A 25,749-nucleotide genomic window follows, 5' to 3' on the forward strand; every position below is an offset into this window, starting at 1 on the left:
AATGCTTTTTAGACTCTATTTTTACATTTTATTTTTCTGCCTTGTTTTTGTCACAGCCACACATGCTCAAGACAAAAACAAAGCCGTTGCCTTAAAAAACATCCTCGAGTCAATTGAAAAGCAACATCATGTGTCATTCAATTATTTAGAAAATGACATTATTACTTCAAAAATAGTCCCTCCAAAAAAATCGTTGTCTTTGGATATGAAGATTAGTTATCTTCAAAAAAAAACAACCCTTCAATTTCACAAATTAGACGAAACATTTTATACTATTTCGAGTCAAAAAGAAACAGAATTTGTATGCGGGTACCTATTTAATAAAACTGACAATTCACCTATTGCCGGGGTAAACATTCTGTCTTCAAATGGAACCCATACTATAACTAGTGACACTGGGTACTTTGAAATAAAAGGAGAAACTTCAAACTCAATTACCATAAGTCATATTGGATATGCTACCCAGATAGTTTCACTTCAGAAACTAACTCATACAAATTGTCTTAAAATATACCTAGAGATTGAAACTTTAAATTTAGACAGTGTAATCGCAAATCATTATTTGGCCTCTGGTATTTCTAAAACAATTGATGGCACATTCGAAATAAAACCAAAAAAACTAGGGATCATGCCAGGCCTAATTGAACCCGATGTATTACAAACCATGTTACAAATTCCTGGTATTTACAGCACAGAAGAAAGTCTTGCGAGTATAAATGTAAGAGGTGGGACAAATGATCAAAATTTATTTTTATGGAATGGCATAAAAATGTATCAAACCGGACATTTTTTTGGTTTAATATCAGCTTTCAACCCCTATTTACCCCATACAATTTCTATTTCAAAAAACGGAAGTTCTCCTTTTTATGGAGAAAGCGTTTCGAGTGTAGTCGATATTTCATCGGATTCAAAACAGCTGAAAAAATCAAGTTTTAGTGCTGGAATAAATATGATAAACGCGGATATTTATTTTAAATTTAACGTAAATAAAAAAGGCTTTTTGGAAATTGCTTCTCGACGCTCAATTACGGATTTAGTGCATACTCCAACTTATGATTCCTATTACAATAAGGCGTTTCAGAATACAACAATCACTAACTATACTACCAATCAAAATATAGATTTCAAAAGCGAAGAAAAATTTAAATTTTATGATATTTCGCTCAAATATTTACAGAAAATTGGAAAAAAAGACCAACTCGTTTTAGACCTCATTACTATAAATGATCAACTTAATGTGTTTCAAAAGTCCACTATTAACAATGCAGCACAATCTGAGAATAATATTTTAATTCAAAAAAATCACGGAGCAAATTTTTCTTGGACCAGAAACTGGAATCCAAAAAGCAGTACTAAAATGAACGCATTCATCTCCTCCTATGAACTTGATGCAGAAACTAGTAAAATTGAAAGTTTTCAAACAGTCAAGCAAGAAAACTTAATGCTGGATAATGGTTTTAAAATCGAAAATAACCATCAAATTAATTCTAAACTTAGCATCAATGAAGGCTATCAATTTGATGAGATGGGAGCAACAAATTTGGATGCAGTGAACAATCCCCTATTTTATAGAAAAATTAAACAAGTGTTACGAACTCATGCTTTAATAGTCGAAGGAAAATACAATAACCCGACAAAAAAAATAAATTTAAATACCGGAATACGTATAAATTATATAGAACAATTTAAAAAAACACTCGTTGAACCCAGACTACAGTTCAATTACGAAATGATGCCAGGCTTAAATTTAGAGGTATTGGGCGAATTCAAAAGCCAAAACTCTTTACAAATAATTGATCTTCAAAAAGACTATTTTGGAATTGAAAAAAGGCGTTGGATATTGTCCAACAATAACAGTATTCCGATTCAAAAAAGCAAACAAGCCTCTATTGGCATGTCTTTCAACAAAAACAATTGGTTGTTGAGTCTTGATAATTTTTATAAAACAGTAACGGGAATTAACAGTTCAAGTCAAGGTTTTCAAAATCAGTTAGAACTGGTAAAAATTAATGGAGACTATACAGTTTGGGGTAGTGAAATACTGATTCAAAAGAAAATAAATCATTTTACAACCTGGATAAGTTATGCTTACAACAACAATAATTACCTCTTTTTGGATAGTACTCCTAATGAATTTCCAAACAATTTTGAGGTTACTCATTTTGTCTCGTGGGCAGGAACTTATGAAATAAAAAAAATAAAAATGGCCTTAGGGTCAAAGTGGCATTCCGGAAAACCCGAAACTACCCCTTTGTCAAATGACATAGACAATAGCAATCCATCAAACCCAAAAATTACTTACAATTTTCCTAATAATAAAAATTTGAATGACTTTTTTCAAATCAACTTTTCGACAACTTACAAATGGCAAACTTTTAATAAAACGGAATATGATTTTGGCTTTTCTGTGATAAATGTTACCAATCGAAAAAATGAAATTAACGAATTTTATAAAATAAATTCTACTACAAATACCATTGAAGATGTAAAAACATATTCGTTGGATCGCACTTTCAATCTCAGTTTAAGAGTTTCTTTTTAAAGCTTTTTCTCTTTTTAAGCTTTAAAAATTAAAAATTATTTTCCTCTTTACAACTAATTATAACTACTTGTAAAACAATTTTTTAGACTTAATTTTTAAGCTATTAATTTATTTTACACTGAAGTTATATTTCATTACTCTCAAAAAAAACACATCATTAGGTAGGGTAAATCACTAGATGATGGTTTTATGTATGTACTCAAATTAGTAACGTTACTCTGAATACAACCCAAAAAGACACCATCTGTATCTTTTAATTTTTAAAACAAAAAACAATCCAACAAAAAGAGCCAAATGACAAACACTAAAAAAATAGTACTCCTATCATTACTCGCCATTGTCCTTTTGGGAGTAACAAGTTATAGCTATATCATGTATGGCGGAGCAAGAGACTTAGCCTCCGAGGAGACTGCGTATGTGGTTAATTCAACAAGTATAATTGAAGAATTTACGAAAAACATTGATGTTTCCAACACAAAATACCTTGAAAAACCAATTGCAATTTCAGGAACGATAACAGCAATTAATGGTCGTCAGATTATCATTGACCATTCAATTATTTGCAATTTAAAAAACCCAGATATTAGCATTAAAGAAAAACAAAAAGTGATAATAAAAGGGAGAGTCATCGGGTATGATGACTTAATGCTTGAGCTAAAACTAGATCAATGTTTCATTGTTAATAACTAAACTTCATGAATATTAAACCCATTTTGCTCGCCGTTCTTCTATTTGTATTTTTTCAAAAAGCAAATGCACAAGATGATTTACTAGACCAACTAGATGTAAAATCAGACAAGAAAGAAGTAGCAACAGCCGCTTTCAAAGCATTGCAAATATGCAATATGCAATCGACAAAATTACCTGTAAAAGGAGAGTTTTACTTTTTAGTTTCACATCGCTTTGGTGATTTGACAGAGGGACTTCAAAACTTTTTTGGATTGGATGAAGCCAATACCAAAATTGGAGGTATCTATGGTATTACCAATTGGCTGTCCATAGGAGCATCAAGACATACTGACAAAAAAATATATGAATTGGGCTTAAAATATAAACTTGCCAATCAAATGGTTGATGGATTTCCTGTTACAATTGTAGGATATAATACCATTGATATCAATAGTGAACTTGATAAAGCCAATTATCCTCAATTACAGTTTAATAATCGGGTGGCATTTTCCTCTCAATTATTAATTTCAAGAAAATTTACCGAATCCTTATCGTTTCAAATAGCTCCAATATACATTCATAAAAATCTTTATGATAACCAGAATGAATATGCTGATCTGATCCTTTTAAGTTATGGAGCCAGATACAAACTAACCAAAAGATTGAGTTTAAATGTTGAATATGGCTCTCGATTAAGTGTTTTGGATGGCTTTTTGGATACAAAATACCATAATCCAATAAGTGCTGGTTTAGACATAGAAACTGGTGGACACGTTTTTCAATTGGTTTTTTCGAACAGTCAAGCGATGAACGACGTTTCTTTTTTTTCGAATGCCAGTGGAGCCTGGATTGGGAAAGGAATTTACTTTGGATTTAATATGTATCGCGTTTTTTAAATATAAAATAAACAATAACAAAACCAACAATAACCTATAAATAAAGTGATTATGAAAAAAGTAGCAATGTTTTTAGTAGTCGTAAGCAGTATACTAATGTTATCCTGCGAACCAAATACTTACGCAGAAATTGAACAACCAGTAGGAACTCCAAGTCCGACACCAACGCCGACTCCAACTCCAACACCAACTCCAACACCAACTCCAACGCCGACTCCAACTCCAACTCCAACACCAACTCCGACGCCGACACCGACACCAACAAACGTAACTTACACCAAAAACATACAACCTATTATTGCTACAAACTGTACTTCTTGCCATAGTTCTGGAGGACAATCACCTGCTTTAGGAACGTATACACAAGTAAGTAATGCATCCAAAACTGGTAAATTATTATGTACTATACAAGCACAAAATTGTAAAGTAATGCCACCAAGCGGTAAAATGTCTCAAGCAAATATTGATTTAATTCTTCTATGGAAAACCCAAGGATATTTACAATAAAAAACATGAAAAAGTCAACACTTATACTACTAATTTTGATGCTGGGAAATACTGTTTTCTCACAAAAAATGATTACCAGAACAGGTTTAGTTACTTTTGAAGCCTCAATGCCAAGCTTTGAAGAAATTGCTGCAAAGAATAATACTGCCTCTTGTATTTTGGACAAATCTACAAGTGATTTTGTTGCATTGGTTTTGATAAAAGGATTTCAATTTAAATCCCCATTAATGGAAGAACATTTTAATGAAAATTATATGGAATCGTCTGTTTATCCAAAAGCAACTTTTAAAGGGAAAGTTTTAAATCTTGATTATAAAAAATTAACCAGTACAAAAAGCGCTTACGATTTAGAAGGAGACCTGACTATTCATGGTGTTACAACAAAAATTAAAACAAAATTAAACTTAAGTTTAGTCTCCGGAAAAATCATCGCAACTTCTAGTTTTGATGTAAAACCTCAGGATTATAAAATAGAAATTCCAAATCTAGTAAAAGGTAAAATTGCTAAAAGTATCAATATCAATTTAAATTTTTCATTGGAAGATCAATAATTTAAAAAGACACCAAGCAATTTAGAGTAAGTAAAACCAAGCATATTTTGATTAGCTTTAATCTTTGTGCTGCATGAAATTCAAATAAAATAATTAATGTAACTACATAGAATCATGGATTAATAATAGGCAAAGAATAATTACAAATAGCACTATTTCATTCTTTTAAACTATTAATCCTATTTTTTATATGTGGTAAAAATAATTCACCCAACTGCTTTTGAATAAAAAAAACGCTTGTAACAGGATTGTGAATATCCTATACAAGCGTTTTTATATTTGCGACGATTAAAATCCTGATTTTATAAATGTCAAATGCGTTTTGTAATGGTGCATCATTTTTACATCCTACTTTAACAGTTTTCGGCTATTTTTTTCGTGCTGATTTTTTTGTATTTGTTTAAAATTTGGAGCGTATTATCTAAGGGAACTTTACATAATCAAACTTGATTTTCAACTATTTGGTATGAATCCAAAAAAGCTTTATGTTTACTTTTTAGCCCTGATGGGAACGGCATCCTCCTGACTTGTGACTAAACAAGGCAGGAGATATAGTGGACAGCGGGAAACCTGCCTACAAAAAAAGCCTATTGCCTCCGCTCCTAAAAATTATTGTATTCTAAAACTGGAAATAAATAAAAGGTACCAATTCGCTTGAAGCCATTGCAGTAACCAACCAGAAGGTAAGCGCAAGAATTAGGGCTTTGAAAAGCATCGGTAGCTTGTCGAAAATCGTTTTTAGTCCTTGAGTGATTTGGGCTGGAACAAAATGCAATGCGTACCCAATGGCAATCATTATAAACACGTTTTCGTAGCCTGAAATTACTATCGCCCATTGTTCCCAATTGAATTGTAATTCCCCAATTGAAGTAATCATATCTAAGGCCACAGAGAAATCTTTGGCTCTAAAAAATATCCAACAGAAAACTACAAAATGAAACGTAACTAATACCGAAATAACTGTGGTAATGGCTTTCCAAAACGTGAATTTAGAATCTTTAGAAGAAGGAAAATAATCCGAAAACAATTTATTAACTGCCAAAGCAATGCCGTGTAAAGCCCCCCAAATAATAAATTTAACACTAGCACCGTGCCAAAAACCACCTAGTAACATTGTAGTCATTAAGTTCACATTAGTAAACATCGTTCTTTTCTTGTCTTTGGCTAATAAGAAAGTCAAACAGAAAACCAACAGTGAAGCAATAGCAATCACCAAAGGAATTGGACTCACTGGATAATACCAAGTTGCCCAAGCTATTAATCCTGCAAAGAATAATGAAGGAAATAAAAACCCTCCGAAACTCCCGCGACGGTTTCCACCTACTGAAATGTATAAGTAATCGCGCAACCAAGTAGATAATGAAATGTGCCATCGTCTCCAAAACTCGGTGATAGAAGCGGATTGATAAGGCGTTCTAAAATTGAGTGATAATTTAAATCCCATTAACAGCGCAATCCCGATTGCCATATCCGAGTAGCCTGAAAAGTCGCAATAAATTTGAATGGTGTAGCCATAAGAGGCCATTAGGTTTTCGAAGGCAGTATAGCTTTTTGGGGCATCAAATACACGATCGACAAAGTTCAAGGAGATATAATCGGAGATGACGGTTTTTTTGATTAAACCGCCTATGATTAAGAAAATGGCAGAGTCAAAATCTTCACGAGACAATTTTATTTTACCATAAATTTGTGGGATAAACTCCGATGCTCGCACGATAGGTCCCGCCACCAACTGTGGAAAGAAGGATACGAAAAACATATAGTCCAACATGTTCTTTGTTGGTTCTAATTCTCGTCTATAAATATCGATGATATAACTCATAGACTGAAAGGTATAAAACGAAATTCCGACAGGTAAAATCACATCGATAAAATGGATTTGGCCTTCGAAGATTTGATTATAAGAATCAATTAAAAAATTAGAATATTTGAAATACCCTAGGAAAGACAAATTGAAAACAATACTGATAAACAAGAAGAATTTGCGATAGCTTTCTTTGGTTTCTTCGTAAAGAAATTTGGCCAACGTATAATCTACTAATCCCGAAAACAGCAACAAACAAAAATAGATTCCGCTGGATTTATAATAAAAGAATAACGAGAAAGCAAAGACATAAATATGTCGGTACACTCTAGTTTTGGCTTTGGTGGTGAGTATATAAATAGGATAAAACAATAAAAATAATCCCAGGAAAAAAGCGGTATTAAATAAAATTGGCTCTTTAGGATTAAAGGTAATCCATTCTTCTAGCCTTATAGCATCTATAGTGCCAAAAGTAGTATTTAACCAATTTGTTATATCTGAAAAAGTAATCAAAATCGTTGTTATTTATTAAATTCGTTAAAAGCGTTTAGCAATACATTGTAGAGCATATTCCCTTGTAGTTGATAACCGTTAGTGGTATAGTGCACTCTATCTGGACTCATCAATCCTTTTCCGTAAATTTTACTTACGCCATGCATCCCACCGAGAGTTTGAAACAAATCCCATACGGCATAATTTCCTAATGTGGCATAACTTACTAAACTTTTGGCATACTCATCTACAAAAGTATTGAGTGTATGATGAGGCAAATAAGAAGGTGGCGGTGTGACCACTAAGACATCGGCTTGCGGATTTTGTGTTCTTACCTTCAATAAAAATTCTTGTACTTGTTTTAAATACTCCAAAGGGGTGATTTTACCATAAGATTCATTAGTCCCTAATGATACAATAATTAAATCTGGCTGTAGGACTTTCAATTGGTCAAAAAACAAAGGATTTTTATTATAATCCGAATATTTAGCTCCATTTACTCCTATATTATGATAGAGGATTCCGGAGTTGTTGTTTTCTAAAACCAATCCGTTTAGGGTGTAAACAGAGGCTTCTTTGTTGGGCAAAATCACAAAACGATCCAATGGTTTTTCGGATGCAAACGCATAATAATTTTCTTTTTGTTCAAAAGAATCGGAATGATAAAGAGTACTGGTTACCGTTTTTTCATGAGTTTCATTGCTAGGAATTTTTAATGTTTTCCCTGCGGTTATTTTAGTATTTGCTAAATTATTCTCTTTTTTTAATTGAGCTGTGCTACAATGATAACGTGCCGCAATGGTAGAGAGTGATTCCCCTTTTTTGATGGTATGTGTTACTTTTTTGGGCACTGTTTTTACGGTTACCTTTTTCTCAACCTCCCCTGCCCTTTCAAAAAGAGGTTCATTGTTAGGTGTAATTAATTTTAAGGTAGTAAAAGCATACGCCTTGTTTTTTACCATTACATTTAAACGCAAACTTTTGGAGGTGCTGCTTAATGAAAAACCACTGATTCCCACGGGACTTCCGTTTACGGGCAAAATATTTTTATAATTAGACCATTTTACATTTGAGGAAAATCGGACATCAGGCGAACCATTAGTATGCGCCAATGTGTAAGGAAAAACCAAACCTCGACCGGCATTTCCAAATTGTTTTTGCAGTTGTGTTCTAGTCACCGCTGTCATGACATCGCCTTGAATATGAGAATCGCCAATGTGAACTATATTCAATTTTCCTTTTTGGGTATTTTGAAGTACTTTTAATTTGGTAAAAAAAGTTGTCAGTTGCGCTTGGTTTTGAACTCTTTGTGGATAGAATTCTTGTCCAGCAATGTCTTGGGTAGCACCAAAAACCATAAGCAATAGTATTATAGTGTTTTTAAAAAACGTTTCAAAACTTAATATCGCCAAAGACAAAATATTAGTGTTCATCTACTTCTTCTAGTTTAGTTTCTATCGGGATTTCGAGCAGCGTGTCTTTTTGAATTTTAGGTTTAACCGCATTGGCCGTATTCCTCAACCTTTTATAGTCTTGGTAACCTTTCATGAGATGTTGGTACAACAAACCCGCTACTTTTTTGGAACCACGGATGTTAAAATGAGTATAATCCTTATTAGCCAGTACAGGTTCGTTTTCAACCCATTTCACAATAGAACCATCACCTCCCATAAGCGTATATAAGTTCACATAGGCCGACTGCGTTTTCAGGGCATAATTGCGTTGTGCGAAAGTCAAAGGTACCACAGCAGAATCAGTTTTCATCTCCGTTTTGTACTTGGTTGCCTTATCCGCTGTTGAAACAATCAAAATAGATGCCCCTGGAAAACCCTCTCGCAAACGGTTGACAGTTTTGGTCATACTTCGGGAGTACCAATTGTAATCTTTGGTCCCATAATTTAACACATTAGTCCCATAATGCAAGACAATTAAATTATAGTTCAATTTCTTTTGGAAAGCTTGCATCAACGCAGGGTCGAATTTCGAAATTGGGATTCCAGAATTACCTCGTTGCGAGAAATTATCAACATGCACTCCTTTCCCATCATCAAAATTAAGTCCGTAAATGGGGACGGATTGTGCATTTTTGAAGCTCAATCTCAGGGTCTTCAAGCTTCCTTTTTTTAAAATAATGGTATTCAATCTGTTGACTGCGGTCAAGGTTTTGTGAACAGAATCTGTAGCTATAGTGTAATTGACTACCCCAAATAAATTATCGGAACTCCCATAAAATATGGTTGGATTATCCAAAACATTGGCGTTTTTATATCGTCCCGCAGTATATTTAACCCAAATATCCTCCGAAGGATGATTTGCGAAAAATACCTGGCCATTTACTCCAAAAGGACGGATTGGATTTTTTACCGTGAGATACGATTGCTTTTTCCAATTGGTCGAGAACTCATGCAAAATTGAACTTCTAGAAGCCGCGGATTCAGAAGAGATCGAGACAAACCCAACTCCTTTCCCTCCAAAATTATTTTGAAAAGCACTACGTATATCTTGTACGATCATATCGCCATCTGTCATTGAATCTCCATAGTAGGCGATACGAACTTTGGCATTTGGGTTGTTTTCTAATTGATATAATTGTTCGTAAAAAGGAATCAAATATTGATATCCTTTATAATTTTCTAGTGTTTCTTCTGGAAAAGTTACGCCTAGCGATTCCTCAAAAACAATCTTTTGATCTGCTAGTGTATCATTGGGCGTTACCAAAACACTATCCGATTCTGACTCAAAAGCATCAATAAGCATACTATCGATGAGTACATTTTTGGAAGGCCCTTTGGACTCGGCAAAAATTCTTTTGGGTAAAACTTCTTTTAATCCCAAAAAAAAGCAAGCCGCTAAAAAAATCACCAAAAAGGATCTAAAGAAATACGAATTGGGTGTATTCACAGGTATAGGAGAGTTATCGGTTATCAGTATGAAGTAGTAAGATGGAACTGGTACCACTTGTTACTTATTTACTGCACTATTTTACATTACATGCGTTCAGGTACATTGATTCCCATCAAGCCGAAAGCAGCCGCGATGGTATCAGCCACTTTTTTAGACAATTGTACTCTGAAAATTTTCTTAGGTATGTCTTCTTCTCCCAAGATAGAAACCGCTTGGTAGAACGAATTGTACTCGCGAACCAACTCATACGTGTAATTGGCAATCAAAGCAGGGCTATGATATTGAGCTGCATTTTGAATCACTTCTGGGAACAATTCTAATTGTTTGATCAATTCTTTTTCTTTTTCGTTTAATTCGGTTAGAGCACTTGTCGCAGAAAAATCAAAAGCCGCTTTACGAATAATCGACTGGATTCTTGCATAAGTATATTGAATGAAAGGCCCCGTATTTCCAGCAAAATCTACCGATTCTTCTGGATTAAACAAGATGCGTTTTTTAGGGTCCACTTTTAGAATGTAATATTTCAAAGCTCCTAACCCAATGGTGCTATATAAAGCCGTCTTTTCTTCGGCTGAATATTCGTCTAATTTCCCTAAATCTTCTGCGATTTTTTGAGCTGTATCCGTCATTTCTTGCATCAAGTCATCGGCATCAACTACCGTTCCTTCACGGCTTTTCATTTTTCCCGAAGGTAAATCTACCATTCCGTACGAAAGATGATACAAGCTAGAAGCCCAGTCAAAACCTAGTTTTTTCAATATCAAAAACAATACTTTGAAGTGGTAATCTTGTTCGTTACCTACTGTGTACACCATCCCTCCTACATCAGGCATGTCTTTTACACGCTGAATGGCGGTTCCAATGTCTTGTGTCATATAAACCGCTGTCCCGTCGGAACGCAAAACAATCTTACGGTCCAAACCTTCATCGGTCAAGTCAATCCAAACGGAACCATCAGGATCTCTTTCGAAAATACCTTTATCTAATCCTACTTGCACGACATCTTTTCCTAGCAAATAGGTATTGCTTTCGTAATAATAACTATCAAAATCAACACCCAAATTCTTGTAGGTAGTCGCAAAACCATCATACACCCATTGGTTCATTGTTTTCCATAGCGCTTTTACTGCAGCATCACCAGCTTCCCATTTCAATAACATTTCTTGGGCTTCCAAAAGAATTGGCGCTTGTTTTTTCGCTTCTTCTTCGGTTTTACCTTCGGCTATTAATTGGTTGATTTCTTCTTTATAGGCCTTATCAAAAGCTACGTAATAATTACCCACCAATTTATCTCCTTTCAAGCCTGAGCTTTCTGGAGTAGCTCCGTTTCCGAATTTTTGCCAAGCCAACATCGACTTACAAATATGGATTCCTCTATCGTTGATGATTTGTGTTTTGTATACTTTTTTTCCAGAAGCTTTGATGATTTCCGCAACAGAATACCCCAAAAGATTGTTTCTAACGTGCCCTAAATGCAAAGGTTTGTTGGTATTGGGAGAAGAATATTCTACCATTACCGCTTTGGCATCCGGACTTGGCGTTACAAAACCATAACGGGTGTCGTCTTTGATTCCGTTAAAGAAATTCAAATAATAGGCATCGGCAATGACAATATTCAAAAATCCAGAAACCACGTTGAATCGTGCCACTTCCGCTACGTTTTCTACCAAATAGGTTCCTATTTTGTTACCTAACTCTACCGGATTACTTTTGATCACTTTCAATAAGGGAAAAACAACTAAGGTAATATCGCCTTCGAATTCTTTTCGAGTCGCTTGAAATTCAACTTTATCAAGAGAAACGTCAAATAAGGTTTGAACGGCTTTATGAATAGACGGGGTAAGAATATTTTGTAATGACATGTAAACTGTGTTTTAAAAGTGGGCAAAGATACTGCTTATTTAGCAATTAGAAAACCGCTTATTTTATGAATATGTTCGATTTTTCCTAATACTATTCAAAAAAATAACAGTGTTTTCTGCATTCTTTGAAATAGAATCAAAAAAAGATGTTACAGCACCCTTTTCTAGCAATAAATCCCTGACTTAAAATCAATTAAAAACAAATATTGTTTAGCAAAAACGAGCCCAAAAAGCCTACAAAAAGGGAATAATCGTCTCTCAAAGTAAACATTTCTTAATTTTTCTTGTAACATATCGCAAAGTTAGTAGTCTAAATACAACATCAATCAAAATCAATCAATAATGAAAATCAAACTAATCACTTTTCTACTACTATGCGTAGTGGGAATAGGAACGGCACAAAATTCTGGGAAAATCACCGGAAAAATCACCGAAAAAACTTCAAACGCTCCGATATCTTATGCTATCGTTTCAATCAAAGATAACGGAAAAGTTATCTCGGGCGCAAACACTGATGACAATGGCGAATTCACCATTAAGAATTTGGCGTTAAAAAGCTATACTATCGAAATTCAATACATCGGATTTAGAAAATACATCGGTTCAGCCATTTTAAGCGAAAATAAAAAAGAAGCTACTTTTAAAGTTAGTTTAGAAGAAGAAGCCACACAATTGAAAGGCGTAAACATTGTAAGCGAACGCTCAACCATTGAACAAAAAATCGACCGAAAAGTAATCACTGTCGGAAAAGATTTGACCACGGCAGGTGCTTCGGCTTCTGACATTATGAATAATATTCCTTCTGTAAATGTGGATCAAGACGGAAAATTATCGCTGCGTGGCAATGAAAATGTGCGCGTCTTAATTGACGGTAGACCGACCAATATTGACCCAGCGCAATTGCTAAAACAAATCCCATCGACTTCTATCAAAAAAATAGAATTGATTACCAATCCGAGTGCCAAATACAATCCTGAAGGAATGTCGGGCATCATCAACATCATCTTGCACAAAAATGCTAATAACGGCTTTAACGGAAGCTTTAGTGGTGGTATTACCTTTGGTGAAACTGCGAAATACAACCAATCTTTGGATATGAATTACAAAGTAGGCAAAGTAAATTTCTTTGGTAATGGAGGACGTAATTTTGGCACCTATTTCAACGATGGAAACCTTAGACGACTGGATCAGGATATTGATCAAAAATTGGATATTTCTAATGAAAACGATTCGTACTTGTACAAAGTAGGAATGGATTATTTGATCAACGACCACAACACCTTGTCTTTTTACACCAACCAAAACAAAGCGGATGGAACTGGAAATGTAAACACCAATATTGACTACAATAACGGGGGAATGACTGACAGAATTCTGCAAAAATCCACTTATGAAGGACCCAATAAAACCGGAACTTACAACTTGGCGTACAAACATATTTTCAAAAAAGAAGGTCACACGCTTGATGTAGAAGCCAACTTTAACGATTACAAAGAAACACAAAGAGCGAGTTTTGATACCGAAACAACGACGACTAACAATTCAAACAGCACTGTTATTTTCAAAGACAATATCCAAGACGCTCAAAAACTAAGTACTTTTAATATTGATTATGTCAATCCAATTAACGAAAAATCGACACTTGAAGCAGGTGCTGAAGCCAGAATTACAAGAACCGAAAACAACTACAGTACCGGAAATCCATTAGTAGCTCCAGCCGATCAACAATCGAATTATACTTACGATATTGACATTTATTCTGCCTATGCCACTTTTGGTCAAAAATTCAAAAAAATCAGCTACCAAGTGGGAGCGCGTTTTGAAAGTTATAAAGTTGCTGCCAACTTAAACAGAGGAAAAACCACCTTTGATGACGATTACCTTACCGTTTATCCTTCTGCTTATTTGACTTATAATTTGAATGAGAAAAATACGCTGCAATTTAGCTATAGTCGTCGTGTAGACCGACCTAGTATAGATCAAACGAAACCTATTCGTGAATTTGCAACTCCATTGGTAACTTCTTTTGGAAATCCAGAATTACGTCCACAATTTACCAATTCGATTGAAGTAAACTATACCAAAGTTTTAACAAAAGGAAGTATTACCGCTGGGGTGTTTGTGAGAAGCATCAACGACCAAATCAGCCGTATCTTGTACCCTGACGAAAATGACCCGAGTGGACAAAGACAGATTTTGACCTACACCAACTTCGACAACAATACGGCTTCTGGATTTGAAGTGTCTGCCAATTATAAAATCACCAAATGGTGGGACATACAACCAGCTATTGATTTTTCGAGCATCAAACAACAAGGTGTGGTTTTCCAATTCGATCCAACTACCAACACTAGCAAACCTTTGGAAAGAAATGTGACTGTTTCAGCTTTCAATGGCCGATTGAATTCTAACTTCAAAGCCAACAAGCGCTTGAGCTTTTTACTTTTCGGATTCTACAGAGGAAGTGTGGATGGATTGCAAAACAACAGCAAGGAAATGTACAAAATAGACAGTGGTGCACGCTATACTTTGCTAGACAACAAAATGAACATTAGTGTGCGTTTCAACGATATGTTCAACACTATGCGTTATGCCTTTGATGCTGAATATCCTTACCCACAAACGGGAGAATTTACTTGGGAAAGCCAAACGGTATACTTGGGTGTAACCTACAGTTTTGGTGGTGGAAAAAACAAAAGTTTACAACGCAAACAAAGAGACGACAATACGAATAAAGGAGGCGGAGGTATGTTTTAATTTTTTATTTTTTATTTCTTGTAGTAAGAATCCCTCTAAAGACTGCCAACTTTGGAGGGATTTTTTGTAAAACCTTTTTCGGTGTTAGTATTGATATTTTTTCTTTCTAGTTCAACCATTTCTTGAAATTTGAAATAAAAAAAGGGCAGCCAAATTAAAATTCTGCTATTTTTACTTTTTAAACGAATAAAAAAGTATTCCTTATTTTCCATGAACAAAATTTCTAAATTTCAATCCCCACCCTTTTTAAAAAAAGGAAACACCATTATGATTGTTTCTCCTGCTGGATTTTTGAAAGAAGCATCTGTAATCCAATCAGGGATACAATTAGCAGAAAGTTGGGGGTTGCATGTTGTACTTGGTCAGCATTATGATAAGAAATTCAATCATTTTGCAGGTACTGATGAAGAACGCCTTGAAGATTTACAAAATGCATTAGACGATCCAAACATTCATGCCATTTGGTGTGCGAGAGGTGGCTATGGTACCGTTAGAATTATTGATCAACTCGATTTTTCAAAATTTATTCAACATCCCAAATGGATTATCGGTTTTTCAGACATTACCACTTTACATTGCCAATTGCATAAAATTGGTTTTCAATCGTTGCATGCCACAATGCCCGGAGGAATTGCATCGGCAACAACTTTAGCCAAGGAGACGCTTTATAATGCTCTTTTTCACAAGCCATATCAAATCAACATTCCTTCAAACTCGCTTAATAAAACTGGATCTACAGAAGGAATTCTAGTTGGAGGTAATTTATCAATAATCGATTCAATGCTAAGTAGCGCTTCCCAAATTGATTGGAAAGATAAAATCATGTTCATCGAAGAAGTTGGAGAGCACCTCTATCGTGTGGACAGAATGATTTATAGCTTAAAAAGAAGTGGCGCATTGGAGCATTTAAAAGGAATTATCGTTGGTGATTTTGAATACGAGGTAGAAAGCAACTTACAATTTGGAGGTTCGCACAGAGAAATTATACTAAATGCTGCGAAAGCGTATTCTTATCCTGTAATTTTTGATTTCCCTGCCGGGCACATCAATAATAATGCTGCCTTAATCTTTGGAAAAAAAATAAGGCTGATTTCAAATTTAGAAACCACTCAAATTAACTTTTAGCCATGATACAAAAAGTACTAGCAATACGTTTGAATGCTTTTTTTAAACTTTGCAGCGTATTACTGTTCACATCCCTTTTTATAAATTGTTCTAGTCAAAAAAACAGATTAACCACTAAATCCCCACCAAACCTAAAAAAAGGGGATACTATAATGGTCCTTTCACCTTCCAGTAATTTATCTGATACTACTGTTTTAAATGATGGCATCCAATTGATGAAAGATTGGGGATTCCATGTACTATTAGCGCCACATGTTTACGCCAAACATTATACATTTGCAGGTACTGACCAACAGAGAACTCAGGATTTACAAACGGCTTTTGACAATCCGAAAATTAAAGCCATAATGTGTGGCAGAGGGGGTTATGGTTTAAATAGAATCATCGATGCTTTAGATTATACTAAGTTCAAAAAAAAACCAAAATGGTTTATTGGGTACTCTGACATTACTGTTTTACACAATGAATTCAATAGGCTTCGTATTCCCTCCATTCATGCCACCATGCTTGGCGCCATCACAAAAGCCACTCCCGAAGCCAGAAACACATTGCAGAAAGCTTTGTTTGGATTACCTTATTCAATACAAACTCCAACTGCTTTAGAAAGTATACTTGGGGAAGCTGAAGGCGAATTGGTTGGGGGTAATTTATCTTTGATTGATGCCATGACAGGTAGTCGTTCACAATTAGAAACTAAAGGTAAAATTTTGTTTTTAGAAGAAGTTGATGAACCCGCATACAAAATAGACAGTATGATTAGAAGTCTATTGCGTAGTGGTGCCTTTGACGGAATAAAGGGACTTATAATTGGCGATTTTTCTATGAAGGAATCCAAAGAGGATTTTGGATATACCTACAAACAGATTATTTTTGAAGCAGTAAAGAAGTACCATTTCCCTATATATTTTGACTTCCCAGCCGGACATATAAAGGATAATAGAGCTTTGCTATTTGGTAAAAAAGCAACACTAAAAGTAGGTAAAGAGCAATCCGAATTGCAATTCAATTAACATCCGAATAGTAAAAATGCCCAAGATTTAATTTTAGATCTAGGGCATTCTTTTGGCTTGTATATAGCTTATTAAATAATTTCTTTTATAAACTTTTCTATTTCCTCTGGTTTGGTTATGGGAGCAAAACGTTTGATTGGCCGTCCTTCTTTGTCAATAACAAATTTGGTAAAATTCCATTTGATTCGATTTCCTAAAATACCACCTAAGCTATTTTTCAAAAAGACAAATAAAGGGTGAGCGTTGCTTCCGTTTACGTCAACTTTGGCGAACATTGGAAAACTTACCCCATAATTAACCGAGCAAAAAGTTTCGATTTCTCTCTCAGAGCCTTTTTCTTGTTGCCCGAATTGATTGCAAGGAAATCCTAAAATCACCAGTCCTTTATCAGAATACTTTTGATACAATCTTTCCAATCCTTCGTACTGTGGTGTCAAGCCACATTGACTAGCGGTGTTTACTATTAGGACTGTTTTACCTTTATAGTTATCCATCACCATTGACTTCCCCTGAATCGTTTTGGCTTCAAAATCATAGAAATGCTTAACGGAAAAAGAGGTGCTTTTGTTTCTAAAAAAAGTAAAAGCCCCAGTACACCAAAGTGCCCAAATTAGTAACAAAGGTTGAAAAAACAAGCGAATCAGTCGTTGATTATCTGTATTTAACCCAAAGGAATCGATGTGGTGATAATACTGTGAAAGATTGCCAGGGAAAATCAAAATAAAAAATAGTCCTAATACTACGCCTACCGCTCTTTTTTGTTGTATCCAAAATAAAAGGGCAATTCCCAAAACTATTTCGACGATTCCTGAAATCAAAACCACAAATTCCATAACGTTCTGATCTGTACTAAGCCATTTAGGGACTTGCGCTAAAAAAGCAGTGCTATTGAATGTAAGATGACTTACTCCCGCATAAATCATGAAGCTTCCCAAAAGAAGCCTTGAAAAATTTTGTAAATGTGCTGTTTTCATTTTTTTAATTTGAATACCTTTTAGTGATGTTCCCTACAAATATTACTTTTTTAATTTAAACACTTATAACAGTAGCTTTTTAAAAACCTATTATAAAAGATGTCAAAAGGAGTATTTGAACGAAAAAAATAAATTCCAAAACTACTAGCCCGGTACATTAGACACTTCATTTTTGAGATTCCCTGTAGCTTTACTAAACGTAATAGTACAATAAATTACCTTTTCCTTGGTTGCAATCGTATCCATTTTTTGAAACGCATCCATTGCCATCAATTGTTGTAATTCTTGATACAATTGATCGATTCGGTTTGCTTCAATTTCAATTACTAGAGTAACCGCAACATCTGAAAACATCACAGCATTGATAATACAACCAAATCTAGAAACGACACTCTGAATTGCTTCTAATGCGAAATGTCGTTCTAGAGAAGTATACCCTTTCCAATAAATATTTTTCATTCTCCAATTGATTATTTCTGCAAATTACAAATCGAATGGTAAAAAATAACCCAATAAAAATATAAAAAACAACGGCTTAAAATCCGTTGTTTCAAAATACATAGATTCAAGAAAACTATTGCATTACTCCTTCAATACCTTACGCTGCGTAACATAATACACTGGAATTCCGGTAAGCATAATCAGTACGCCCCAACCACAAGTAGAGAATTTTGTAAACAATAAGGAAATACAAATTGCCGAAGCAATGACAATATACAAACCTGGTAAAAACGGATAACCAAACGCTTTGTAGGGACGTTCTGCATTGGGCATTTTTTTACGCAGAATAAAAATACCATAAATGGTCAAAATGTAAAAAATCAAGACAATGATGATTACAAAATCCAATAAATCACCGTATTTGCCCGTCAAACACAAAGCCGAAGCCCAAACACACTGTGCCCAAAGCGCCCAACCTGGTACACTTTTCTCATTCAGTTGTGCGGCTTGTTTGAAGAACAAACCATCTTTGGCCATGGTATAATACACTCGGGAACCCGCCATAATCAATCCGTTGTTGCACGCAAAAGTCGAGATCATAATCATCACTGCAATAATCACCGTGCCATACTCGCCAAACGTATACTGAGAAGCTACCACGGCTACTCTATCGGATTTGGCGGTTGCAATTTCTTCCATTGGAATAACAGCCAAATACATCAAATTGGTCAATACATAAATAATCGTAACGATAAAAGTCCCGAGAAATAAACTCAAACCTACATTGCGCTTTGGGTTTTTTATTTCCGCGGCGATAAATGTAACGCCAACCCAAGCATCACTAGAAAACAAAGAGCCTACCATGGCGGCAGAAATTCCGGTTAGCAAGGCGGTTCCTGCAATGGGAGTCCATTGTTTTGTATCTAAATTATAGGATTTGGGTTCCCATACATCAGTCCAATTCATATCCCAAACTTCCGCTTTTGCAGCGAGGAGGAATCCAAAAACAATCAAACCAAAGAGAGATACAATTTTGATAATCGTAAGGACAGTTTGTAATGTTTTACTATTTTTTACGCCGCGACTATTAAGATAGGTCAAGAAAACAATAGTAATAATAGAAACGATCTGAGCCGCATTGAGTTGAAAGGCACCTAATTGCATTACAACATTTTCATCACTTAAAGAAGGAATCAAATAGGCGGCAAATTTAGAAAAACCTACACCCACCGCAGCAATAGTTCCGGTTTGAATCACGGCAAAGAAACTCCATCCGTAGAGAAAGGCAATCAATTTGTTGTAGGCTTCTTTAAGGTAGACATATTGCCCCCCTGCATTGGGCATCATGGCGCTCAGTTCGCCGTAACTCACAGCGGCTATCATGGTGATGATTCCTGAAATGAGCCAAATTAAAGTTAGCCAAGCGGCTGATCCTACTTGTCTGGCAATATCAGCACTTACAATAAATATTCCGGAACCGATCATGGATCCTACTACTAGCATGGTGCCGTCTAAAAGTCCGAGTTCGCGTTTGAAATCTTCGGGGTGGTTTTGTTGCATGGGTTATTATTATTTGGTTTTAGTTGGGCTAAAGATATACTTTTTTGTTAAAAATAAAATTTTTGAATGAGTTCACCATTAAGATAGTATGGAAATTAAGGTTTTATTACCTATTTCTTACTGAATCTTAATGTCTTAATGGTGAAAGAATTTGGTGGTTTTTATTACTTACTGCTACTGGTTTAAAAAAACACTAAGCCGATACATAGAACTTGTTTTTTTAGTATTTTTGAAGGTGTCTCCAAAAGGGTACTTTGATTACTTTTAGCCCCGGGAGGAGCGGTATCCTTTGTCTTTTTTCTTTAAAAAGACAAAGATATAGCGGATCACGGGACTTTGATGGCCAAAAATCCTATTGCCTTCTGCTCCTAATTTTTTGACTATTAAAACTATTGACTATGGAAACTGTTGCTTCTTATTTAGCGAAATTCCCGGAAGCAAGTCGGATGAGAATGTTGCAAATAAGAGCGCTACTAATGAAAAAAGTTCCGGAGGTGGAGGAAAGCATTAGTTATGGGATGCCAGCATACAAAACTTTTGGGAAGCCTTTACTTTATTTTGCTGCCTATAAAAATCACATTGGTTTGTATGCTACTCCTTCAGGGCATACTCATTTTGCTGAGGCTTTATCGAAATACAAACAAGGGAAAGGTTCTGTCCAATTTCCAAACGAACAGCCACTCCCGCTTGATTTAATCGCTCAGATTATAGCGTTTAGGGAGGAAGAAAACAGAAAAAGGTTTGGCAACTAAATTTTAACGGTAATGAACTGCTATTTGCCCTAATTGTCCTACTATTTTTACAGAATCTTTCATGGAAAGTTTGGACCCGTCCGCGTGAATCCATCGATTTAATGGTTTTTCAAGGATCATTCCTTTAGTTTCATTGAGTCCGTATATTTTTTTCATTCGCATAAAAATTTCTACATCAAATAGCCATTTGGTAATAAATTTTTCTTGAAATGTTTTTTGTACAATTTCTTTGGTCATGATTTTGGCTCCACATTGGGTATCATTGATTTCCATGGACAAGGTTTTTCGAATGATAAAATTGATGGTTTTACTGATGATGGCTCGTGCGGATTCTTTGGTAATATCTGCGCCCATTCTGGAGATTCGGGATCCAAATACGAGTTTGTATTTTGAATTAGAAATGGCATCGGTTAAATCATTAAAATCTTCGAAATTAGTGGACAAATCAGCATCTAGGAATCCTACATAATCAAATTGGGATTGTTTGGCTAAATGAAGCATTCCTAGGCGCACGGCTTCGGCTTTACCTCCGTTTTTTTCGCAGTCATAGATGCTGATGTAATCCTCTTTTCCTTTGATTAAATCTTGGAGTACTTCTAGAGTTCGGTCTTTGCTGCCGTCATTGACAAAGCAGAGATGGTAGCCTAAATTTTTGTGTACAAATTTCCTAAAATCTTCTCCTAAAAGACGTTTTTCTTCATTGTAACAAGGGATTACGACTCCTACACATTTGTTTTGTATGTAGCGTTCTTTTCGGTCAATTTGTGGGCTTTTTTCGGCATCTTCTTTTTCTGGACTTCCTATTAATCGTTTTACTCGGAGTCCGATTTCACTCAAACTTAATGGTTTTTTCATATAGTCATCAATTCCTAAATCAAAGCCCTTGATGATGACTTCTTCGTCTGTATTGCCAGACAAAACCATTATGGGAGTGGTTGCTTTCTTGTCGTGTTTGATGTATTTGACCACTTCCAATCCTGAATTTTCAATATTGAGTTCTTCCCCTGACAAATTGATGTCTACGATAACCAAACTTGGTGTGTACAAATCAAATTTCTCAATAGCTTCAGTGATGGATGTGGCAGTTACCACTTCGTATCCTAGATCGTGCAACGATTTTTCTAATGATAATAAAACTAATTGTTGATCATCAATAATTAAAATTTTCATGGTGGTTAAGTTTTAGATTTTGCTAAATGGTGTGAAATGCTTTTAGGTACATAGCGACAATTTTGTCCATTGTCAGTGCATTGGCTGCATTAAAATTAGCCATGGCAATATTTTTTCGATGAGTATCATCTAGAAGGATGTTTTGAATTGCGCTAGCTAAGGAATCAACGTTGTCTGGTATAAAAAATTCGCCTTGATAGCCTTCGTCTTTGACCAATAAGGCTAAGTCCCCAAGATCCGGCATGATTACAGCTTTGCCGTAACTACCGGCTTGATGTAAAACCCCTGAACTACCGGTAGTGGAGGTATAGGGAAAAACAACAATGGAACTTTCGGTAAAAATTCGTTCTACATCATTTTCTTCGACATATCCTGTAAAGATATTGCCTTTAATGTGTTGGTATTTTTTTTGAACAGATTCAAGATAGCCTGGGGTATTAGGGCTATCCGTTCCTGCTATGACAACGACTAGTTCCTCTGGATACATTTTTCTAACTTTTTCTACGGCTTCTATTAAAATTTCTACTTTTTTGTAGGTTCCAAATTTTCCAAATGCCATAATTTGAAGTGGTGCCGGTTTTTTATCGAAGTTGGGTTCTTTGATTGTTTCGAAGGTGCCGTGCGGAATTAGTAGTACCCTTTTTGTTTTGTATTTTTCTTCTAAAATTTCTTTATACTTATGAATAGTTACCGCTACTCTATTGGCCTTTAACAAGCATTTAGTCAAATTTGAACCTATAAAATTATAGATACTAATTAAAATTTTACTATCGGTAAATCCCGCTTTCTCTAAATCTACTTGCTCGAGTATGTTATGTAACAACACTATGGTTTTGTACCCCATGAATCGCAAAAACATGGGGGTCAGCAATCCTAAAGCCGAGGGAATTTTTTTATCTCCAAATTTCACAAACTGCAGATTAAATAAAACACAATCGGGCTTGGTTTTATGTACTCTATACAGGATACGAAACAGCGTACTATAACTATTGAATTTCCAGCACGATTCCACGCTGATTTTTTCTTTATTTTGAAAATCCAATTGCTTATTTTCTTTCGTTTCATCAGAAAGTAAAATAAGCTCGGTTACCTCATCATTTAACACAAAGTTTTTAACCAAATGATATCCGTATTCATTGAGTGTTACCTTGCTTGGAGGGTAGGCGGTTACTACTGCTAATTTCATCTTATAATGGCTATTAAATTATTAATTTGAATTGTTTTTATTCAAAAGAAAAAATAAAGTTTGGGACAACAACAATAAAAACATAGCAATCAATTGCATACTAACAACCTGTTCCAAAGAGCTATGATACAATAGAATTAATACAATTTGAAAACCACCAAAAAAAGCGGCTAGAGCAACGGGAAAATATTTTTGTATAGATAAAAAATAATAGGCAAAAATATTGGAAATAGCAAAAACCGAGGTTGCCAAGGCATACTTCCAAAGTAAATTGGCAATGGACAGATAATCGTTACCAAAAAGTATTTTGACCATTAACTCTGGGAATAAAAACGTAGCACCAACGATAATTGTAGCCAAAATAACAACATAAAAAACATATTTGAATAAGACTCCGTGGGTCGCTTTTCCTTCCTTTTTCAGTAAAATGACTTTGGGCAAAAGCAACATCACAAACATCCATGCGACAAAGTAAACCACCCGTCCTATAAGGGCTAAGGAAGCATAGAGTCCTGCGTTATAATTATCAAAGTAATGCTTGACTAGCAAAATATCGCTGTTGTTTATGATTATTAATGTGAATTCATAGCAAGCGGTAATTAAAAAAAACAGCACAATAGGCTTGGTTTGAAGAGGCTCATCAACTTTTTCTTTAGGTTGCATGATTATTTTTTGAAAAGGAATCAATCCTACCACTATTGAAATCAGTATTCCAATGGATACAAAAACGGAAGAAGTTGTTTTTGGAAAAAAATAAAGCAAGCAAAAAGTCACCGACAACCGGCAAAACATTTCATAAAAGTAGGTTTTAGAGAGGTCGAATAAATTATTTTGTCCTTGATACAAGCCCCTATTTACGCTCATTAAAAAATAAAAAGGGAGGGAAAACGAAAATAGTGTAAAAATAATGGAAGTTTGTGTGTTCAAAATTTGACTTAAATACCCACTAAATACAATTCCAAAAACAGCCAAAATACTACCAAAAATAACGGCTCTAGTAGCTATAAAACGCAAAAATTGTGATAAAAAAGAATTTGAAAATAGAACCGCATATTTAGCCGAGACGATTTGAAAAGTCATCCCTACAAAGGAAAGCACTAAAAGCAGTGTAATTAGGATGGCTGCATCAGCAAATGCAGCAGGACCTAGAATTCGTCCTAGCAACAAATTATAGAAATAATTACCGAAATTAACAACAAACATGGTAATCATAAAAAATTTATCGGGGCCTAAATTTTTGTAAACCTGTTTTATTTCCATTATAAAATTTGGGTATAGAGTATTGTTACTACACTTTTTTATCTCAAGTATCCCATCTTCATATCTCATTGATAATCAAATGTAATAAAAAAAAATTATTAATTTTTTATTTACATAAAAAAGAATGACGTACTACTCATTTACCCATAAAAAAAACAACTATTTCCCCTTAAATATGCTTTTCAAAAATCAAATTCTTCAAATTATCATAAAAGTAAGCCTTTTTTATTCGAATTATTATTTCTAAATCGAAAGTCAAATCAGAGTAAAATTGATTTTGAAAAGTATCCACTATCACTTCTTTCAGCATCACCTTTGGCGTGTTTTTCGAGGAGCACCATTGTAAACCGGATATGTTTCTAACGAAATTCAACAGTATGTCGTTAGCTATTTCTCTAAAATTAATTGCTTTTACCTTTTTAGGAAATTGACACCAAGGATTACCTACTACAATTTTAGCACTTGATTTTTTTATTTCCTCAACCATCATATTGAATTGTGTCAAGGAAACAGTTAAGTCTTTGTCAAGGTAACCAATATAATCCATTTGATGATTTTGCGACAGCCTTATCATAGCCAATCGAAGTGCTTCTGAAAGACCACTTTTAGTGTTGCATTTGAAAATGGTGATTCTATTTTTATGTTGTTTTTTTATTTTTTTCAGAAACTGAGAATACACTTTATTACTTAAATCATCTAGAAAACATAATTGATAACTTGCGTTTTTGTGAACGTAGTCAACATATTCGTTTAGTTTGGCCGTATCTACGAATAGCAAATAAGGAATTATCACACCTATAATTTTGTCCTGTAAGAAGCTTTCACATTGCGCATCCAAATAACTTGTATTTACTGCTATAATCTGGCTTAACTTTTGGGTCAAATCCTGATACCCAATTTGTTTTTTTATAAAATCGGTTGCGCCTATGGCTAGACTTCTAGATTTAATGTTTTCGTCCATATTCCCAGATAGGACGAGTACAGGAATGGAATCTTTTTTTATGTTCTTGATATAATCAACGATGTCAAGTCCTGTTTTTTTGCCCTCAACCAACAAATGATTGTTGAACAAAATATCTTCATTACTGACTGGCATGTTAATATCTGTAATTACAATATCAGGCATAAATTGATCATACAAACTTATTGCTTCCGTAATATTTCGGGATTTAATCACCTCAATATTCAAATCTGATAAACATTTTTCGAGAAACAATAAAACTAATTCTTGATCGTCTGCAATTAAAGCTTTCATAATAAAAACATTTAGATACTGTAAAATTACTA

20 protein-coding genes are annotated in these 25,749 nt (G+C 34.7%); 9 read left to right on the plus strand and 11 right to left on the minus strand.

Translation table 11 applies throughout. The features are described from left to right. The first annotated feature begins 1 nt into the window (after nt 1). From ACSVH7_RS12400 to ACSVH7_RS12420, 5 genes are all read left to right on the plus strand, one after another. Complete coding sequence (locus ACSVH7_RS12400; RefSeq protein WP_438067013.1) at nt 2-2,542, plus strand: TonB-dependent receptor; 2,541 nt, start codon at nt 2-4, stop codon at nt 2,540-2,542. Between the two features lie 294 nt (nt 2,543-2,836). Further along, on the plus strand, nt 2,837-3,232 hold the full coding sequence (locus ACSVH7_RS12405; protein ID WP_438067014.1) for an OB-fold protein: 396 nt from the start codon (nt 2,837-2,839) through the stop codon (nt 3,230-3,232). 5 nt (nt 3,233-3,237) lie between these two features. Continuing rightward, nucleotides 3,238-4,107, plus strand: coding sequence for a DUF5777 family beta-barrel protein (locus ACSVH7_RS12410; RefSeq protein WP_438067015.1), 870 nt, complete (start codon nt 3,238-3,240; stop codon nt 4,105-4,107). 51 nt (nt 4,108-4,158) lie between these two features. Beyond that, the gene (locus ACSVH7_RS12415; protein ID WP_438067016.1) at nt 4,159-4,614 is read left to right on the plus strand and encodes a hypothetical protein; all 456 of its coding nucleotides are present in this window, start codon (nt 4,159-4,161) and stop codon (nt 4,612-4,614) included. Nucleotides 4,615-4,682: 68 nt separating this feature from the next. Continuing rightward, entirely contained in the window at nt 4,683-5,165 is a 483-nt protein-coding gene (locus ACSVH7_RS12420) for a YceI family protein (protein WP_438067017.1), read from the plus strand. A 619-nt stretch (nt 5,166-5,784) separates the two neighbouring features. Here the strand turns inward: ACSVH7_RS12420 and ACSVH7_RS12425 are convergent. From ACSVH7_RS12425 to argS, 4 genes are read right to left on the minus strand one after another with little or no spacing between them, the layout of a single operon-like run. Then, nucleotides 5,785-7,482, minus strand: coding sequence for an MBOAT family O-acyltransferase (locus tag ACSVH7_RS12425; protein WP_438067018.1), 1,698 nt, complete (start codon nt 7,480-7,482; stop codon nt 5,785-5,787). A gap of 8 nt (nt 7,483-7,490) precedes the next feature. Further along, nucleotides 7,491-8,894: a LysM peptidoglycan-binding domain-containing protein gene (locus ACSVH7_RS12430; RefSeq protein ID WP_438067019.1), complete on the minus strand. Its 1,404-nt coding sequence runs from the start codon at nt 8,892-8,894 to the stop codon at nt 7,491-7,493. After that, entirely contained in the window at nt 8,884-10,419 is a 1,536-nt protein-coding gene (locus ACSVH7_RS12435; RefSeq protein ID WP_438067020.1) for a hypothetical protein, read from the minus strand. The genes ACSVH7_RS12430 and ACSVH7_RS12435 overlap by 11 nt, the downstream gene beginning before the upstream one ends. Before the next feature lie 29 nt (nt 10,420-10,448). Further along, nucleotides 10,449-12,227: an arginine--tRNA ligase gene (argS, locus tag ACSVH7_RS12440; RefSeq protein WP_438067021.1), complete on the minus strand. Its 1,779-nt coding sequence runs from the start codon at nt 12,225-12,227 to the stop codon at nt 10,449-10,451. 342 nt (nt 12,228-12,569) lie between these two features. Between argS and ACSVH7_RS12445 the strand changes: the two genes are divergently transcribed. The 3 genes from ACSVH7_RS12445 (at nt 12,570) to ACSVH7_RS12455 (ending at nt 17,119) form a co-directional block, all read left to right on the plus strand. Next, nucleotides 12,570-14,984, plus strand: coding sequence for a TonB-dependent receptor domain-containing protein (locus ACSVH7_RS12445; protein ID WP_438067022.1), 2,415 nt, complete (start codon nt 12,570-12,572; stop codon nt 14,982-14,984). Between the two features lie 210 nt (nt 14,985-15,194). Further along, nucleotides 15,195-16,109 (plus strand): S66 peptidase family protein, encoded by a 915-nt coding sequence (locus ACSVH7_RS12450; RefSeq protein WP_438067023.1) that lies wholly within the window; start codon nt 15,195-15,197, stop codon nt 16,107-16,109. Between the two features lie 152 nt (nt 16,110-16,261). After that, nucleotides 16,262-17,119 (plus strand): S66 peptidase family protein, encoded by an 858-nt coding sequence (locus tag ACSVH7_RS12455; RefSeq protein WP_438067024.1) that lies wholly within the window; start codon nt 16,262-16,264, stop codon nt 17,117-17,119. 71 nt (nt 17,120-17,190) lie between these two features. On the opposite strand, the gene ACSVH7_RS12460 is transcribed toward ACSVH7_RS12455, so the two are convergent. The 3 genes from ACSVH7_RS12460 to ACSVH7_RS12470 all read right to left on the minus strand — a co-directional run bounded on the left by ACSVH7_RS12460 (nt 17,191) and on the right by ACSVH7_RS12470 (nt 20,094). Then, nucleotides 17,191-17,730 (minus strand): glutathione peroxidase, encoded by a 540-nt coding sequence (locus tag ACSVH7_RS12460; protein ID WP_438067089.1) that lies wholly within the window; start codon nt 17,728-17,730, stop codon nt 17,191-17,193. A 507-nt stretch (nt 17,731-18,237) separates the two neighbouring features. Beyond that, nucleotides 18,238-18,552, minus strand: coding sequence for a hypothetical protein (locus ACSVH7_RS12465; protein WP_438067025.1), 315 nt, complete (start codon nt 18,550-18,552; stop codon nt 18,238-18,240). A 123-nt stretch (nt 18,553-18,675) separates the two neighbouring features. Continuing rightward, complete coding sequence (locus ACSVH7_RS12470) at nt 18,676-20,094, minus strand: APC family permease (RefSeq protein WP_438067026.1); 1,419 nt, start codon at nt 20,092-20,094, stop codon at nt 18,676-18,678. A gap of 398 nt (nt 20,095-20,492) precedes the next feature. Between ACSVH7_RS12470 and ACSVH7_RS12475 the strand changes: the two genes are divergently transcribed. Continuing rightward, nucleotides 20,493-20,846 carry an iron chaperone gene (locus ACSVH7_RS12475; protein WP_438067027.1) on the plus strand — a complete coding sequence of 118 codons (354 nt, stop codon included), beginning with the start codon at nt 20,493-20,495 and terminating at the stop codon, nt 20,844-20,846. A gap of 3 nt (nt 20,847-20,849) precedes the next feature. Here the strand turns inward: ACSVH7_RS12475 and ACSVH7_RS12480 are convergent, their stop codons facing one another. The 4 genes from ACSVH7_RS12480 to ACSVH7_RS12495 form a co-directional block, all read right to left on the minus strand. Then, nucleotides 20,850-22,016, minus strand: coding sequence for a glycosyltransferase (locus ACSVH7_RS12480; RefSeq protein ID WP_438067028.1), 1,167 nt, complete (start codon nt 22,014-22,016; stop codon nt 20,850-20,852). A 22-nt stretch (nt 22,017-22,038) separates the two neighbouring features. Next, a complete protein-coding gene (locus ACSVH7_RS12485) occupies nt 22,039-23,202 on the minus strand; it encodes a glycosyltransferase (RefSeq protein ID WP_438067029.1) in 1,164 nt (387 codons plus the stop codon). Nucleotides 23,203-23,223: 21 nt separating this feature from the next. After that, a complete protein-coding gene (locus ACSVH7_RS12490; protein ID WP_438067030.1) occupies nt 23,224-24,462 on the minus strand; it encodes a sugar isomerase in 1,239 nt (412 codons plus the stop codon). Nucleotides 24,463-24,631: 169 nt separating this feature from the next. Continuing rightward, nucleotides 24,632-25,717 (minus strand): response regulator, encoded by a 1,086-nt coding sequence (locus ACSVH7_RS12495; protein WP_438067031.1) that lies wholly within the window; start codon nt 25,715-25,717, stop codon nt 24,632-24,634. Nucleotides 25,718-25,749 lie beyond the last annotated feature (32 nt).

This window comes from Flavobacterium sp. TSSA_36, assembly GCF_051547165.1.
Taxonomy (GTDB): domain Bacteria; phylum Bacteroidota; class Bacteroidia; order Flavobacteriales; family Flavobacteriaceae; genus Flavobacterium.